Here is a 14,643-nt window from a genome sequence, read left to right as displayed (position 1 = left end):
CTGATTTAAACTGATAACTAACAGCCAGTTAGATTAACACTCTCACTGGCTGTTTTGTTTTTTAGCTGTAAAAGATTGTCAGGGTAGTGAGTATGGCAATATTGCTATATGATAATAAATTAGTTTTGATTTATCATTACTTGTGAATTTAACTTATTGATTATAAGGGGCTTTGTAAATGCGCTTACTCCATACCATGATCCGCGTCGGGGACCTGCAACGCTCTATTGATTTCTACACCAAAGTATTAGGGATGCGTTTATTACGTACCAGCGAAAATACTGAGTATAAATACTCACTGGCATTCGTCGGTTACAGCGACGAGAGCGAAGGTTCAGTTATCGAACTGACTTATAACTGGGGTGTAGACAGCTACGAGATGGGGACAGCATTCGGTCACTTGGCGCTGGGTGTGGACGATGTTGCCGCTACTTGCGATCAAATTCGTCGTGCGGGTGGCAAAGTGACTCGCGAAGCAGGCCCCGTCAAAGGCGGTAATACTGTCATTGCATTTGTTGAAGATCCCGACGGCTACAAAATCGAGTTAATCGAGAATAAGAGTGCCGGACACGGCCTCGGAAACTGATTAACTGAAAGGCACCGGTAAGGTGCCTTTTTCTCATCGCGATATCCCCCTGCATCTCGCGCCAAAATTTGACATAATGCGCGCTGAATTCGATGAAGATAAGAAACTGATGGCAGATAAAAGTGACCTTAACGCCCTGAGTGGCCGTTTTCGTGGGTATTACCCAGTAGTAATTGATGTGGAAACTGCCGGTTTTAATGCTAAAACTGACGCATTGTTAGAAATTGCCGCCGTCACCTTGCAGATGAACAAGGATGGCTGGTTGTTGCCTGATGAAACATTGCATTTTCACGTAGAACCGTTTGAAGGTGCTAATTTACAGCCCGAAGCATTGGCATTTAACGGAATAGACCCCACCAATCCTTTGCGTGGTGCAGTCAGTGAATATGATGCTTTGCATGCCATTTTCAAAGCGGTACGTAAGGGTTTGAAAGACCAAGGCTGTAATCGGGCAATTATTGTCGCGCATAACGCCCATTTTGATCACAGCTTTGTCATGGCAGCGGCCGAGCGCGCCAGTCTGAAGCGCAATCCGTTCCATCCTTTCGCCACGTTTGACACCGCAGCCCTGAGTGGGCTTGTGCTGGGGCAAACCGTGCTGGCAAAAGCCTGTCTAACTGCAGGCATCCCGTTTGATAGCAGCCAGGCACACTCCGCCCTATACGACACCATGCAAACCGCAAAATTATTCTGTGAGTTGGTCAATCGTTGGAAAAAACTGGGTGGCTGGCCAGTACCTGCGGGCGAATCAGAGTAACTCTACAGATAGGTAGATATTTTTCGATAAAAAAAGGTGGCCGACAAGCCACCTTTTTTATTGCTGCATTCACCCGTAACACATTACTCTGCCGTTGGTTTTTCTTCTTCCGAACGGTATTTATCAGCAGTTTCTTTCAGCAACTGTTGCAGTTCACCGCGCTGATACATTTCCATCAGAATATCGCAACCGCCAACCAATTCACCATCAACCCACAGTTGCGGGAATGTTGGCCAATTGGCATATTTTGGCAGTTCAGCGCGAATGTCTGGGTTTTGCAGAATATCAACGTAAGCAAAACGTTCGCCGCACGCGGATAACGCCTGCACAGCCTGAGCAGAGAAACCGCAGTTTGGCAGCTTAGGTGAACCCTTCATATAAAGCAGGATTGGGTTTTCCGCTATCTGGCGCTGAATTTTATCAATCGTCGTCATTTCTTGCTTCCTCAAGCCCTGTGGCTACAATACTTATTACTCAATTTAATTATTGCGTACCGCCCATTGTAGCGACTGTCACGACAGGAATAAAACGCCATCTTTTGCAGGGGCTTTACTCTGTATCTAAATGGTTATATTGTCAGCTACAAATATGTGCATTTATAATAACATTTTTGATCCCATCACTTCATTATTATCTTCTGTATGGGATGTCTGAAATACGTGGCAGTTAACTCGTTGACGTATGGTTGATTTAAGGCCATTTGACGCGTGAAAAAACAACAATTGCGATGCCATTAACGTTTTCTCACAATATCGATTAAAAACCCATAGCTCTCTGCTTTTTTATATCCGGAGTTTCGGCAATACTGTGACTCTTCATATTCATCTCAGGGCCAAGGTTGGTAGCGTTATTATGCGTTTATTACTTACGCTGTTTGTGCTGCTGTTTACCCAGCTATTTCTAAATCTGGCGCATGCGTCGCCGCAGGCTCACGTCTCTGCTGAGCAAAAGAAGGGCCAAGTGAGTCAAGCCAGCCCTGATGATCGTAAAAAACGTAAAGCAGATAAAAGCATAAAGAAAGCCAAAGTTGCTAACAATAAAACTACCGCCAACAAAAATAGCGAGAATAAAACAGCAACCAATAATGATAAAAAGAAAATAGCGGCTTCCACTGGCAAAACTGCCAAGAAGAAAACACAAGAAGTCAGTAAACCGTCCGGTAATAAAGTCACTGCAAGCAAAAAAACAAACATTAAAACCGCAACCATAAAAAAAGTGGCGGTCAAAAAAACAGAAAAAGTCGCCTATGGCCGACATAGAAATAAAGCACAAGGTAAAGCAGGTACGGAATTAGCCGCAAATAATAAGATCAAACTCAGCCCCGCACATAAAAAGCGCTACCAACACGCCAAGCAGACCGCCATGAGTAAACTGATGAAACAAGTCGGTAAACCTTATCGCTGGGGCGGCTCCTCCCCTAATACGGGTTTTGATTGCAGTGGCCTAATTTATTACGCCTACAAAGATGTCATCAGAATAAAAATGCCTCGTACTGCCAATGAAATGTATCACTTGCGTGATGCTGCACCGGTTAAGCGCACTGAATTAGAAAGTGGCGATTTGGTGTTCTTCAATATTGCTAATCGCGGTGTAGCGGATCATGTTGGTGTTTATTTAGGTAATGGCAAGTTCATTCAGTCCCCACGGACAGGTGAAGAAATCCGTATCAGCATGATGAATAACGACTACTGGCAAGATCATTATGTAGGGGCGCGGCGTGTAGTGACCCCCAAAACCATCCGCTAACTTTTTCGCTGACACCCGGTAAATCTATCGGGTGTCCACATCTTTGTGCCCTCATCAATCACATTACATAATGTGTTTAACTTTCGTGCAATTACCCATTCAACAGTGTGGTTATTTCTGTCATTCCTGCCGAAAGTTGTTAAGATTAATACCCACAACAAAAGTATAACAATTACGTTTTTACCGCTCTTCGCCACATCATGGCTACTGCTAATGATCGGATTTGAGGAGCAAACACCCTGAGCAACCCCGAAAGGAGAGAGCTATGTCTTTTGAATTACCTGCATTACCTTATGCACAAAATGCGCTAGAGCCACATATTTCGGCTGAAACCCTGGAATACCATTACGGTAAGCACCACAACACCTATGTGGTTAACCTCAATAATCTGATTAAAGATACTGAATTTGCTGGTAAGACGTTGGAAGAGATCGTGAAAACTTCCAGTGGCGGTATCTTTAATAATGCGGCCCAAGTCTGGAACCACACCTTTTACTGGCATTGCCTATCCCCTAATGGTGGCGGTGAACCGACCGGCAAAGTGGCGGATGCCATTAATCAATCGTTTGGTTCTTTTGCTGAATTTAAGGCGCAGTTTACTGATGCGGCAGTGAAAAATTTTGGCGCAGGCTGGACATGGCTGGTAAAAAAAGCAGATGGTAAGCTGGCAATTGTCAGCACATCAAATGCTGCCACGCCACTGACAACTGCTGATAAACCATTGTTGACTGTTGATGTGTGGGAACACGCCTATTACATCGATTATCGCAACGCACGACCAAAATATCTGGAGAACTTCTGGGCACTGGTTAACTGGTCCTTCGTCGAGAAGAATTTAGCCTGATATTGTAAAAATAATTAAGGGCGGAATTATCCGCCCTACTTAGCACTTCACACCGGCAAGCGGTTTAATTAATTCATGACCGCCACGAAGCTAAAGACAATAATCATCGCCAGCGCGCCAACAGTCGTAATCAGCGACATTTTCAGATTGGTATCCATAAATACTCCTCAGCCGGTTAGTTTTAGTAGGGAAAAGGCACATAATTAGTGCGTTAAATTATTTTCCCACAGTTAGGAAAAAAAATCTTGTGCTCATTACGCACTTTATAACATTGATTAGCTCTTCCCCTTTTCCTCCAGATCAGACAAAATTCGCAGTTCATAACTGCATACCGACTAATAACGTCCAATAAATACTCTCAGACAATCAGCGGATTCAACTATCCAGCCTACTATCATGTTTCTGTCTGAGCGGTTTTCGAGTCATGCAGGCAAACGATTAACATAATACTTACCTGCTGTAACAGGTAAGCTTAGGAGTTATTTTTTTATGGCAACGATTAAAGATGTGGCCAAACATGCGGGTGTGTCCACCACCACCGTTTCGCACGTGATCAATAAAACTCGTTTCGTCGCCGAAAACACCAAGGCTGCCGTGTGGGCGGCAATTAAAGAATTGCATTATTCGCCCAGTGCTGTGGCTCGCAGTTTGAAAGTCAATCACACAAAGTCAATTGGTTTGCTGGCAACATCCAGTGAAGCGCCCTATTTTGCTGAAGTGATCGAAGCGGTTGAAAATAGCTGTTATAGCAAGGGCTATACCCTGATTTTATGTAACTCTCATAATAATCTGGATAAGCAAAAAGCGTATCTGGCCATGCTGGCGCAAAAACGTGTCGATGGCTTATTAGTAATGTGTTCTGAATATCCAGAACAACTATTAGGGATGCTGGAAGATTATCGCAATATCCCCATGGTGGTGATGGATTGGGGCACTGCGCGCGGTGATTTTACCGATTCAATTATTGATAATGCATTTGAAGGCGGCTATTTAGCAGGCCGTTATCTGATTGAGCGCGGTCATCGTGATATCGGAGCCATCCCCGGCCAACTGTCGCGAAATACCGGCGGGGGCCGCCATCAAGGTTTTCTGAAAGCTTTAGAGGAGGCCAACATCACGCTGCGTGATGAGTGGGTGGTTCAGGGCGATTTTGAACCCGAATCGGGCTATAAAGCCATGCATCAGATTCTAACGCAAAAACATCGCCCTACCGCCGTATTCTGTGGTGGAGATATTATGGCCATGGGCGCAATATGCGCAGCTGATGAACTGGGCTTGCGAGTGCCGCAAGATATTTCGGTGATCGGGTATGATAACGTGCGTAATGCCCGCTATTTCTCGCCAGCGCTCACAACGATTCACCAACCCAAAGAGCGATTAGGTGAAACTGCCTTTGCCATGTTGTTGGATCGTATTGTCAGCAAACGCGAAGATCCGCAGACCATTGAGGTGCATCCAAAATTGGTCGAACGCCGTTCTGTGGCTGACGGTCCATATCGCGACTATCGCCGTTAATCCTCTTTGGCCGGTAGCTTTCAATGCCACCGGCCACTACTGCTCAACTCCCTCGCCAAACTGAGCATTATCGTCTCTTAGCCACTCGTCATTTAGCGTGACACTGTCACCCAAATAATCTAGCAGCCAAGCCAAAGCGGGAGAATGGTTATTCTGCTCCCAAGTTAAACAGCATGGGCTATCGGGAAGTGGCTCCGCCAACGTTAATACCGTCAACTTTCCTTGCGCAATCAAAGGCGACACCATATGAGCAGGCACCATGCCAATGCACAATCCTTCACACAAACAATCAATTCCGGTCATCCAATCCGGTGCCACCAATCGCTGTTGATTATCCAATGTCCAAGTGTCCCGTTTTGGCAGGTTTCTCGCCGTGTCTTCTAAACACAACGAGGGGTAAGGCCGTAATTGATCGTCACTCAGTGACCCTGTCAAACGAGCAAGAGGATGGTCAATGCTGACCACACAGAGCCATGACAAGAATCCCATATCACGAAACACAAACCGCCCTCTCACCGGGATTGCACGTGTTGCACCAATAGCCATATCAGCCTGCCCATCCACCAGCGCATCCCAGACGCCATTAAACACTTCATAGCGTACCCGCAACTCAACATCAGGGAAATGACGATAAAAATCTAATACTAAGCGGCGGCTCCGCTGCGGTTTGACTATTTTATCCACCACAATATTGAGTTGGCCACGCCAGCCATTCGCCACTTGCTGGCACTGACGGCGTGTGTCATTCATTTTTTTGATAACATCTCGAGCTTCTTTAATAAAAACCAGCCCCGCAGGGGTCAACTCCACGTCTCTGTGGCGCCGTTCAAACAACGGAACTGCCAACCACTCTTCCAGTTGGCGTACGGTATAACTCACCGCAGACGGCACACGGTGCAATTCTTGGGCGGCTGCACTGAAGCTCCCCGTACGAGCTACGGCATCAACCACATCCAACGCATATTCCGACCACATTTTTTCTACCTCTTTTCACTCAATCGTTTGCTATCAATTTTTTTGATAGCATGTCGCAAATATTACCGGTTCACAACAGAATATCGCGCCGTATAGAATGCCCCCCGCAATAAATCCCTAATGATAAAATTTCTAAAAACAGCAAATTACCTGCAAAAAATATGATAAAGAGAAATAAAGAATGAAGACGTCATCAAGTTTCATGTTCTATCTGGCTGGTTTGAGCATGTTGGGTTATCTGGCTACAGATATGTATTTACCTGCCTTTGGCGCTATGCAACAAGAACTGCAAACCTCAGCCGGCTCCATTAGTGCCAGCCTAAGTATCTTTCTCGCTGGTTTCGCCATCGCTCAACTTATATGGGGGCCAATTTCCGATAAACTGGGTCGTAAACCTGTGCTACTCGCCGGGTTGGGGCTTTTTGCTATTGGTTGTTTGGGGATTTTGTGGGTTGAAACTGCAACCCAGTTATTGGTGCTGCGTTTTATCCAAGCCGTCGGCGTCTGTTCTGCCGCTGTTAGCTGGCAAGCATTAGTCATCGACCGCTATCGGGACGGTAAAGCCAACCGGGTTTTTGCCACTATTATGCCTTTAGTGGCGTTGTCTCCTGCTCTAGCCCCGTTGCTCGGTGCATGGCTCTTAAACCACTTTAGTTGGCGGTCAATTTTTGTCGTATTATTGGCCGTGACACTTCTATTGCTAATCCCGACCGCCTTGCTGAAAGAGCGGAAAAAAACCACCTCTGATAAGGCAGCACAAAATAAAAGTGCCATTAGTTTCTGGCAGTTGCTGAAATCACCGGTCTTTAGCGGAAACGTGATGATTTTTGCGGCATGTAGCGCAGGTTTTTTTGCTTGGTTGACCGGGTCACCCTTTATTCTGGGAGATATGGGGTATAGCCCAAACGCGATAGGTTTGAGTTATGTTCCACAAACATTAGCTTTTCTGCTGGGTGGTTTTGGTTGCCGTAGTGCACTAACACGGATGAAAGGCAATACACTGTTGCCTTGGTTGCTAAGTGGTTACGCCGCTAGCATGATAGCACTCTATCTGATCGCCACATTAACGACTCCGACATTAACAACCTTACTTATTCCCTTCTGCTTAATGGCACTAGTGAATGGTGCCTGCTACCCTATTATCGTAGCAAATGCTTTAACCCCTTTTCCGGCGAATACAGGAAAGGCAGCAGCGCTACAAAATACCCTTCAGCTCGGTTTGTGTTTTGTCGCCAGCATGATGGTTTCGGCTTATATCAGCCAACCCTTATTGGCCACAGTCACAGTGATGCTTTCAACCGTGCTTTTGGCGGCCCTAGGTTATGGCATTTATTGCTACGCTTTAGGTCAAGAGAGAAACTTGGCAGTGAGTGCGAATGCAAAGATTAAAGGTGTTGCTACACCAACGTGGCAGCAGCCGAATGATAAGTAAGAAGAAAATATTCACACTGAGTCATTATTACTAATAAAAATAGTCACTAACGAACATGCAAGCCGGGAACGATTTATTATTGAGAAAGCGTCCCGGCGAGCCTATACTCGATTTAACCGATAACAGTACCATTAAAAAAAAGTATTATCTTAAGCACTTTCTGTGCGCGTGGATTGCGTCACATTTACTCTTATGGATGAGTTACCCTAACTTAGCGTGTTATTAGGGTTTCTTCTTAATCTTCCTCTTTTACCCAACGTAATGGGAGCTGCAAGACCATTGCAACTTCAAATACCGTGGGTATGTCCGCCAAGGACATCAGACACCAAGGTCACGACAACCTCATTGGTATGTATCAGCGCATAAGACAATTTGCGCGGGTCATAAGTCAGAAGAAAGTGATGGAGAAGCTATGAGTTCATCCTGTATAGAAGACCAGAGTATTCAAGAAAATCCGTGGTTTCGCATTGTACAAGAAATGCTAAACCGGGCTGATATTGAAATCAATGGCTCACGCCCCTTCGACATTAGAGTTAATAACCCAGACTTTTTTAAACGGGTATTACAAGAAGGATCTTTGGCATTAGGTGAGAGTTATATGGACGGCTGGTGGGAATGTGACCGCCTGGATATTTTCTTCCAGCGAGTTCTCAGAGCGGGCCTAGAAAACCAACTTCCACACCATCTCAAAGATACTTTACGAATTGCCGCTGCACGCATTATCAATTTGCAATCAAAGAAAAGAGCCTGGATTGTCGGTAAAGAACATTACGATCTCGGTAATGACCTCTTTAGCCTTATGCTCGACCCTAATATGCAATACTCTTGCGGTTACTGGAAAAACGCCACAACACTTGAACAAGCGCAAGAAAATAAATTGCAGATGATTTGCGAGAAGCTGCAATTGGCTCCGGGAATGAAATTGCTCGATATCGGCTGTGGCTGGGGTGGGCTTGCCGCCTATGCTGCCCGGCATTTCGGTGTATCAGTTTCCGGTGTCACTATCTCAGCAGAGCAGCAAAAATTGGCCCAAAAACGCTGTGAAGGGTTGGATGTCACTATTTTGCTGCAAGATTATCGTGACTTGAATGAACAATTCGATCGCATCGTTTCTGTTGGGATGTTCGAACATGTTGGACCGAAGAATTATCACACCTATTTCGAGGTGGTAAACCGTAATTTAAAACCTGATGGTTTATTCTTGTTGCACACCATCGGTGCTAATCGCACTGATTTGAGCATTGATCCGTGGATCAATAAATATATCTTCCCTAATGGCTGTCTACCGTCAGTAAGGCATATAGCCCAAGCCAGTGAACCTTATTTCATTATGGAGGATTGGCATAATTTTGGTGCAGATTATGACCGGACGTTAATGGCATGGTATGAGCGTTTTCAAGCAGCATGGCCAAGTTTGGCAGAGAATTACTCTCCACGATTTGAAAGGATGTTTAGCTATTATCTGAATGCTTGTGCTGGCGCATTCCGTGCTAGAGACATTCAATTATGGCAGGTGTTATTTAGCCCCAATGGGGTAGAAGGTGGTATTCGGGTTCCTCGTTGATGCTTTAAAGCATTAAGTAACCAAGGCAGCGGGCATCAGCCCCCTGCCTTATTTTATTCGGTGTTATCCCCGAATAGCTTTTTCAGCCGCCGCTGCTGCATGAGCAATATCACGCTGTGCCAGAACCCGTTCGACCGTATCCACTACTGCCTGTGTTTGTGGGTCTATCTCTATATTTACTCTGTGCCCTAAACGTTTTTTACCCAATGTGGTACGCGCCAACGTTTCCGGAATTAAATGGACACAAAAACGGTTACCGACAACCTCACCAATGGTCAGACTGATACCATCAATACCGATGAAACCTTTATGTAGCACATATTTCATTAAATCGTCGCTCGGCATGCGAAACCAAATCTGACGATTATTTTCTGAGGTGTAAATCTTGGCTATTTCCGCAGTGCACATAATATGGCCGGACATAAGGTGCCCACCAATTTCATCACTGAATTTAGCAGCCCGCTCCAAATTAACAACATCCCCCTCTTTAATATCGCCAAGATTAGTAATGCGCAGCGTCTCTTTCATTAAATCAAAACTGACCCGATTTCCATTAACTTCTGTCACGGTTAGACAGCAGCCATTGTGGGCAACAGAAGCACCTAAAGCTAACTCTGGCAATAGCTCGCTTGGCATTTCCACCACATGGGTACGGAAGTTGGATTTTTCCTCGATGGCAACCACTGGCGCGGTGCCTTGAACAATACCAGTAAACATACGCCATGCCTCTTATCTGTTATCTATAAAAAGAAAATGCTTTGCCCTGATTTTGCCTCATAAGGTCAGGAAAACCAAACCACTTAAATGAAAAAGGCACTTCCGGGATTTTTAATGACAAAGATTGCTTAAGCTTGGCGAGCAGGTACAATCCTATATCGCTTTCCCGCTATTTTTATTTATCTCTCGATAAGTCGTCTCAGTATACTCAATTGATTTCAAAGTACAGGCAGGCGGCAAACAAGCGCATCTCGGTGAGCGGGCACAGGTCAGTCATCCGGGTCAGTGCGTGCGGACCGCACACCAGTCATTTGAAAAATGGGTATTAATTAGAAAGGTGCATACGTGCAGAAGTATATTATAGAAGCGCGTAGCTTATTGGCTCTCGCTATTCCTGTTGTCATCGCGCAATTGTCTCAAACTGCCATGGGTGTCGTGGATACCATCATGGCGGGTTCTGTGAGTGCAACGGATATGGCCGCAGTGGCAGTTGGGACCTCTATTTGGTTACCTGCGATTTTATTTGGCCATGGATTACTTTTGGCCCTGACGCCAACCGTGGCTCAACTCAACGGTTCCGGTCGACGTAGCCAAATCGCGCATCAAGTTAGACAAGGTTTTTGGCTGGCATTATGTGTTTCCCTGCTTATTATGGTGGTGCTCTATAATAGCGACCACGTTATTAAGCAAATGCATAATATTGATCCAGTGCTAGCCGATAAAGCAGTGAGATTCCTGCACGCTATTATGTGGGGAGCGCCCGGCTACCTGTTTTTCCAAGTTCTGCGTAATCAGTGCGAAGGGTTATCCAAAACCAAACCTGGGATGGTGATTGGCTTTATTGGTTTGCTCGTTAATATTCCGGTTAACTATATCTTCATCTACGGTAAGTTTGGTGCTCCCGCATTAGGGGGCGTGGGTTGCGGGGTGGCAACTGGAACTGTTTACTGGGTGATGTTCCTGATGATGCGTTGGTATGTCAGCCGCGCACGCTCACAGCAAGATATCAAACTAGAAAAAGGTTTTGCCGCACCTGACTGGCAAGTAATGAAACGCCTCGGTGCTCTGGGGCTACCGGTTGCATTAGCACTATTTTTCGAAGTCACGCTGTTCGCGGTGGTTGCCTTACTGGTCTCTCCGCTGGGTATTGTTGCCGTAGCTGGGCACCAGATTGCTCTCAACTTCAGCTCATTGATGTTTATGCTGCCGATGTCGTTAAGTGTCGCGGCAACGATTCGTGTCGGGTTTCGGCTCGGCCAAGGGTCTGTTGAGCAAGCCCGAGTCTCTGCCTATACCAGTATCGCAGTGGGCTTATTGTTAGCTTGCGTGACGGCAATATTTACCGTTATTTTCCGCGAGCACATCGCCCTGCTCTACAATAAAACCCCTGCTGTAGTGATGATGGCTTCCCACTTAATGCTGCTAGCAGCTATCTACCAATTATCTGATGCTGTGCAGGTGATCGGCAGCGGCGTGTTACGAGGGTATAAAGATACTCGTTCAATCTTCTTTATCACTTTTACCGCCTATTGGTTGCTCGGACTACCGAGTGGTTATTTGCTGGGGCTGACGGATTATATCGTCCCAGCTATGGGGCCAAGTGGTTTCTGGATAGGGTTTGTTATCGGCCTAACGTCAGCGGCAATTTTGATGGCCTTGCGTATCCGTTGGCTACAAAAACAGTCACCGGCGTTTATCCTGCAAAAAGCGGCCCATTAACGACATAAATTTTCAGGCGCTAATTGCCCGCCCGCAATTAGCGCGCCACCAAAGCCATAAAGATGGAGAAAAAAACAGCGCAATGGGCAAAAGCGCAGCAATTACGTGAGTTTGCGGTGAATATTGTGTTTTTCCCCTTGCCAGCAGACGGGCGGCTCGTTAATATTCGTCCCCGCTGTCAGTGTTGATGGCAGAGAGTCACGCTGTAAGAAATAGATGTTATTGCGCGTCCGTAGCTCAGTTGGTTAGAGCACCACCTTGACATGGTGGGGGTCGATGGTTCGAGTCCATTCGGACGCACCAAACATCGTTTTCGCAACACCAGAATTACTGTAAATAAAGAGTACAATGTGCGTCCGTAGCTCAGTTGGTTAGAGCACCACCTTGACATGGTGGGGGTCGATGGTTCGAGTCCATTCGGACGCACCAAACATCGTTTTCGCAACACCAGAATTACTGTAAATAAAGAGTACAATGTGCGTCCGTAGCTCAGTTGGTTAGAGCACCACCTTGACATGGTGGGGGTCGATGGTTCGAGTCCATTAGAACGCACCACTTCGCAATAATACCTTGCCTCCTAATGTTATTTCACTGCTCCCTATTGCATTGCGGCACTATCGTTATCACCTCTTATCGTGCTTCCATGCTTTCGCTATTTATTTTAAAAAGTTCGCAATAAATGTTAAAAACCACAGCAGTTGCGCAACAAACTAAGCATTATTCTCAGTGTTTGCGCGACAAAATCCCCCTTTTTATAAAAAACGGCAATGAGTTTCTGTTTTCTATTTCATTTCCCGCGACTTACCGCCTATAATACGAACCGTCGTTTCAGTTGAATGGTTTCAGCATCTTGATCTGTAGATACGCTAAAAAAATACAACTCGCATTTACGCCATCGTATTCCGATCATGCGTTTAGCCTCGTGCTAAAGTTTTCCGCTCAACTTCCGCAACTGTCATCTATTCTTAGTAATGTTTTGCTTCTTGGTCACGTTTCGCTACACCAGACACTAATCAGATCCCACTCCGTTGCAGTACGTAACGGAACTTTCGCTTTTTATCCATCACAACTTGTAGAAAAAATCCGTCATGAAAAAGACTAAAATTGTTTGTACTATCGGTCCAAAAACCGAATCTAAAGAAATGCTGACGAAACTGCTGAACGCTGGCATGAACGTTATGCGCTTAAACTTTTCACACGGTGACTATGAAGAACATGGTCAGCGTATCAAGAACATCCGTGCTGTTATGGCAGAAACTGGCCTGAAGGCCGGTATCTTGCTGGACACCAAAGGCCCAGAAATCCGCACCATGAAACTGGAAGGCGGTAAAGACGCAGCGCTGGTTGCCGGCCAAACTTTCACTTTCACCACTGACCAGAGCGTTATTGGTAACAACAGCATTGTGGCTGTGACCTATCCAGGTTTTGCTGCTGACCTGAAAATTGGTAACACAGTGCTGGTTGACGATGGTTTGATTGGCATGGAAGTGACCGAAGTCACTGAGAGCACCGTGGTATGTAAAGTACTGAACAACGGTGACCTGGGCGAGAATAAAGGCGTTAACCTGCCAGGCGTTTCTATCCAGCTGCCTGCATTAGCAGAAAAAGATAAAGCCGACCTGATCTTTGGTTGTGAGCAAGGTGTGGACTTCGTTGCCGCGTCCTTTATCCGTAAACGTTCAGATGTTTTGGAAATTCGCGAACACCTGAAAGCACACGGCGGCGAGCACATCCAGATCATCTCCAAAATTGAAAACCAGGAAGGTCTGAATAACTTCGACGAAATCCTGGAAGCCTCTGACGGTATCATGGTTGCTCGTGGTGACCTCGGCGTTGAGATCCCGGTTGAAGAAGTTATCTTCGCGCAGAAGATGATGATTGAGAAATGTAACCGCGCACGTAAAGTTGTTATTACTGCAACTCAAATGCTCGATTCCATGATCAAGAACCCACGCCCTACCCGTGCAGAAGCGGGTGACGTTGCTAACGCCATTTTGGACGGTACAGATGCCGTGATGCTGTCTGGTGAAAGTGCTAAGGGTAAGTACCCATTAGAGTCTGTTACCATCATGGCGACCATCTGTGAGCGTACAGACCGTATCATGCCTAGCCGCATCGAAACACTGAACGACAACCGCAAAATGCGTATCACTGAAGCAGTTTGCCGTGGCGCTGTAGAAACCGCAGAAAAACTGGAAGCCAAAGTCATTGTCGTGGCAACTGGCGGCGGTAAATCGGCTAAGTCAGTACGTAAATACTTCCCGACTGCGACTATCTTGGCACTGACCACCAACGAGACGACTGCTCGCCAGTTAATTCTGACTAAAGGTGTTGTCACTCAACTGGTCAACGAAATTGCTTCAACAGATGATTTCTATCGCATCGGTAAAGAAGCTGCGTTGGCAAGCGGCTTGGCACAGAAAGGTGACGTTGTTGTTATGGTTTCTGGTGCATTAGTTCCAAGCGGCACAACCAATACCTCTTCCGTGCACGTCTTATAATCTCAATCTGCACGACAGAACATTAATTAAAAACGCCGCTTTCAATAGCGGCGTTTTCTTTTTAGACCACCGCTAAATAAACTTTCCCAAAAATCCACTTTATCTTAAAAGCGCTAAAGTCTTTTTCAGGGTAAGACTTATCTGAAAGAATCCGGCTGTTTTGCCTCGTTTTTTTAACTTTTTTTTAAAACAAGATGCTTCTTTGAGCGAACGATCAAAATAAACCCCTCTAATACTAAAAATTTATTCTCTTTCGAAAAAACTTTGTGTAATACTTGTAACGCTAC

General features: G+C 45.7%; 13 protein-coding genes and 3 tRNA genes. 12 read left to right on the top strand and 4 right to left on the bottom strand.

What is annotated here, in order from left to right:
• Window positions 1-178: 178 nt before the first annotated feature.
• Together gloA and rnt are read left to right on the top strand one after the other, a co-directional pair.
• Window positions 179-586: a lactoylglutathione lyase gene (gene gloA / locus HUZ92_RS07450; protein WP_050097587.1), complete on the top strand. Its 408-nt coding sequence runs from the start codon at window positions 179-181 to the stop codon at window positions 584-586.
• Between the two features lie 76 nt (window positions 587-662).
• On the top strand, window positions 663-1,343 hold the full coding sequence (gene rnt, locus HUZ92_RS07445; RefSeq protein ID WP_050097754.1) for a ribonuclease T: 681 nt from the start codon (window positions 663-665) through the stop codon (window positions 1,341-1,343).
• Window positions 1,344-1,426: 83 nt separating this feature from the next.
• Here rnt and HUZ92_RS07440 read toward each other — a convergent pair whose 3' ends face one another.
• A complete protein-coding gene (locus tag HUZ92_RS07440; protein ID WP_050097586.1) occupies window positions 1,427-1,777 on the bottom strand; it encodes a Grx4 family monothiol glutaredoxin in 351 nt (116 codons plus the stop codon).
• Between the two features lie 418 nt (window positions 1,778-2,195).
• Here HUZ92_RS07440 and HUZ92_RS07435 point away from each other — a divergent pair, with 418 nt between their 5' ends.
• Together HUZ92_RS07435 and sodB are read left to right on the top strand one after the other, a co-directional pair.
• Complete coding sequence (locus HUZ92_RS07435; protein ID WP_145579940.1) at window positions 2,196-3,089, top strand: C40 family peptidase; 894 nt, start codon at window positions 2,196-2,198, stop codon at window positions 3,087-3,089.
• 265 nt (window positions 3,090-3,354) lie between these two features.
• The gene (gene sodB / locus HUZ92_RS07430) at window positions 3,355-3,933 is read left to right on the top strand and encodes a superoxide dismutase [Fe] (RefSeq protein WP_050097584.1); all 579 of its coding nucleotides are present in this window, start codon (window positions 3,355-3,357) and stop codon (window positions 3,931-3,933) included.
• A gap of 68 nt (window positions 3,934-4,001) precedes the next feature.
• Here sodB and cydH read toward each other — a convergent pair whose 3' ends face one another.
• A complete protein-coding gene (cydH, locus tag HUZ92_RS07425; protein ID WP_019079325.1) occupies window positions 4,002-4,091 on the bottom strand; it encodes a cytochrome bd-I oxidase subunit CydH in 90 nt (29 codons plus the stop codon).
• A 331-nt stretch (window positions 4,092-4,422) separates the two neighbouring features.
• Here cydH and purR point away from each other — a divergent pair, with 331 nt between their 5' ends.
• Window positions 4,423-5,448, top strand: a complete 1,026-nt coding sequence (gene purR / locus HUZ92_RS07420) for an HTH-type transcriptional repressor PurR (RefSeq protein ID WP_050097583.1) — start codon at window positions 4,423-4,425, stop codon at window positions 5,446-5,448.
• A 36-nt stretch (window positions 5,449-5,484) separates the two neighbouring features.
• Here the strand turns inward: purR and punR are convergent, their stop codons facing one another.
• Complete coding sequence (punR, locus tag HUZ92_RS07415; protein WP_050097582.1) at window positions 5,485-6,423, bottom strand: DNA-binding transcriptional activator PunR; 939 nt, start codon at window positions 6,421-6,423, stop codon at window positions 5,485-5,487.
• A 181-nt stretch (window positions 6,424-6,604) separates the two neighbouring features.
• Between punR and punC the strand changes: the two genes are divergently transcribed.
• Both punC and cfa read left to right on the top strand, forming a co-directional pair.
• The gene (gene punC / locus HUZ92_RS07410) at window positions 6,605-7,855 is read left to right on the top strand and encodes a purine nucleoside transporter PunC (protein ID WP_235895133.1); all 1,251 of its coding nucleotides are present in this window, start codon (window positions 6,605-6,607) and stop codon (window positions 7,853-7,855) included.
• Between the two features lie 412 nt (window positions 7,856-8,267).
• Window positions 8,268-9,419, top strand: coding sequence for a cyclopropane fatty acyl phospholipid synthase (gene cfa, locus HUZ92_RS07405; RefSeq protein ID WP_050139579.1), 1,152 nt, complete (start codon window positions 8,268-8,270; stop codon window positions 9,417-9,419).
• 63 nt (window positions 9,420-9,482) lie between these two features.
• Here cfa and HUZ92_RS07400 read toward each other — a convergent pair whose 3' ends face one another.
• The gene (locus HUZ92_RS07400) at window positions 9,483-10,136 is read right to left on the bottom strand and encodes a riboflavin synthase (protein ID WP_050097579.1); all 654 of its coding nucleotides are present in this window, start codon (window positions 10,134-10,136) and stop codon (window positions 9,483-9,485) included.
• 345 nt (window positions 10,137-10,481) lie between these two features.
• Between HUZ92_RS07400 and HUZ92_RS07395 the strand changes: the two genes are divergently transcribed.
• From HUZ92_RS07395 to pykF, 5 genes are all read left to right on the top strand, one after another.
• The gene (locus HUZ92_RS07395) at window positions 10,482-11,855 is read left to right on the top strand and encodes an MATE family efflux transporter (RefSeq protein ID WP_050097578.1); all 1,374 of its coding nucleotides are present in this window, start codon (window positions 10,482-10,484) and stop codon (window positions 11,853-11,855) included.
• A 226-nt stretch (window positions 11,856-12,081) separates the two neighbouring features.
• Window positions 12,082-12,158, top strand: a tRNA-Val gene (locus tag HUZ92_RS07390).
• A gap of 49 nt (window positions 12,159-12,207) precedes the next feature.
• A tRNA-Val gene (locus tag HUZ92_RS07385) sits at window positions 12,208-12,284 on the top strand.
• Between the two features lie 49 nt (window positions 12,285-12,333).
• Window positions 12,334-12,410: transfer RNA gene (locus HUZ92_RS07380), tRNA-Val, on the top strand.
• A 533-nt stretch (window positions 12,411-12,943) separates the two neighbouring features.
• Window positions 12,944-14,356, top strand: coding sequence for a pyruvate kinase PykF (pykF, locus tag HUZ92_RS07375; protein WP_050097577.1), 1,413 nt, complete (start codon window positions 12,944-12,946; stop codon window positions 14,354-14,356).
• Window positions 14,357-14,643 lie beyond the last annotated feature (287 nt).

It is taken from the genome of Yersinia vastinensis, from assembly GCF_902726565.1.
In the GTDB taxonomy this organism is placed as follows: domain Bacteria; phylum Pseudomonadota; class Gammaproteobacteria; order Enterobacterales; family Enterobacteriaceae; genus Yersinia; species Yersinia vastinensis.
The sequence above is the reverse complement of the archived record's forward strand: the minus strand, read 5'-3'. Positions and strand labels throughout refer to the sequence as shown.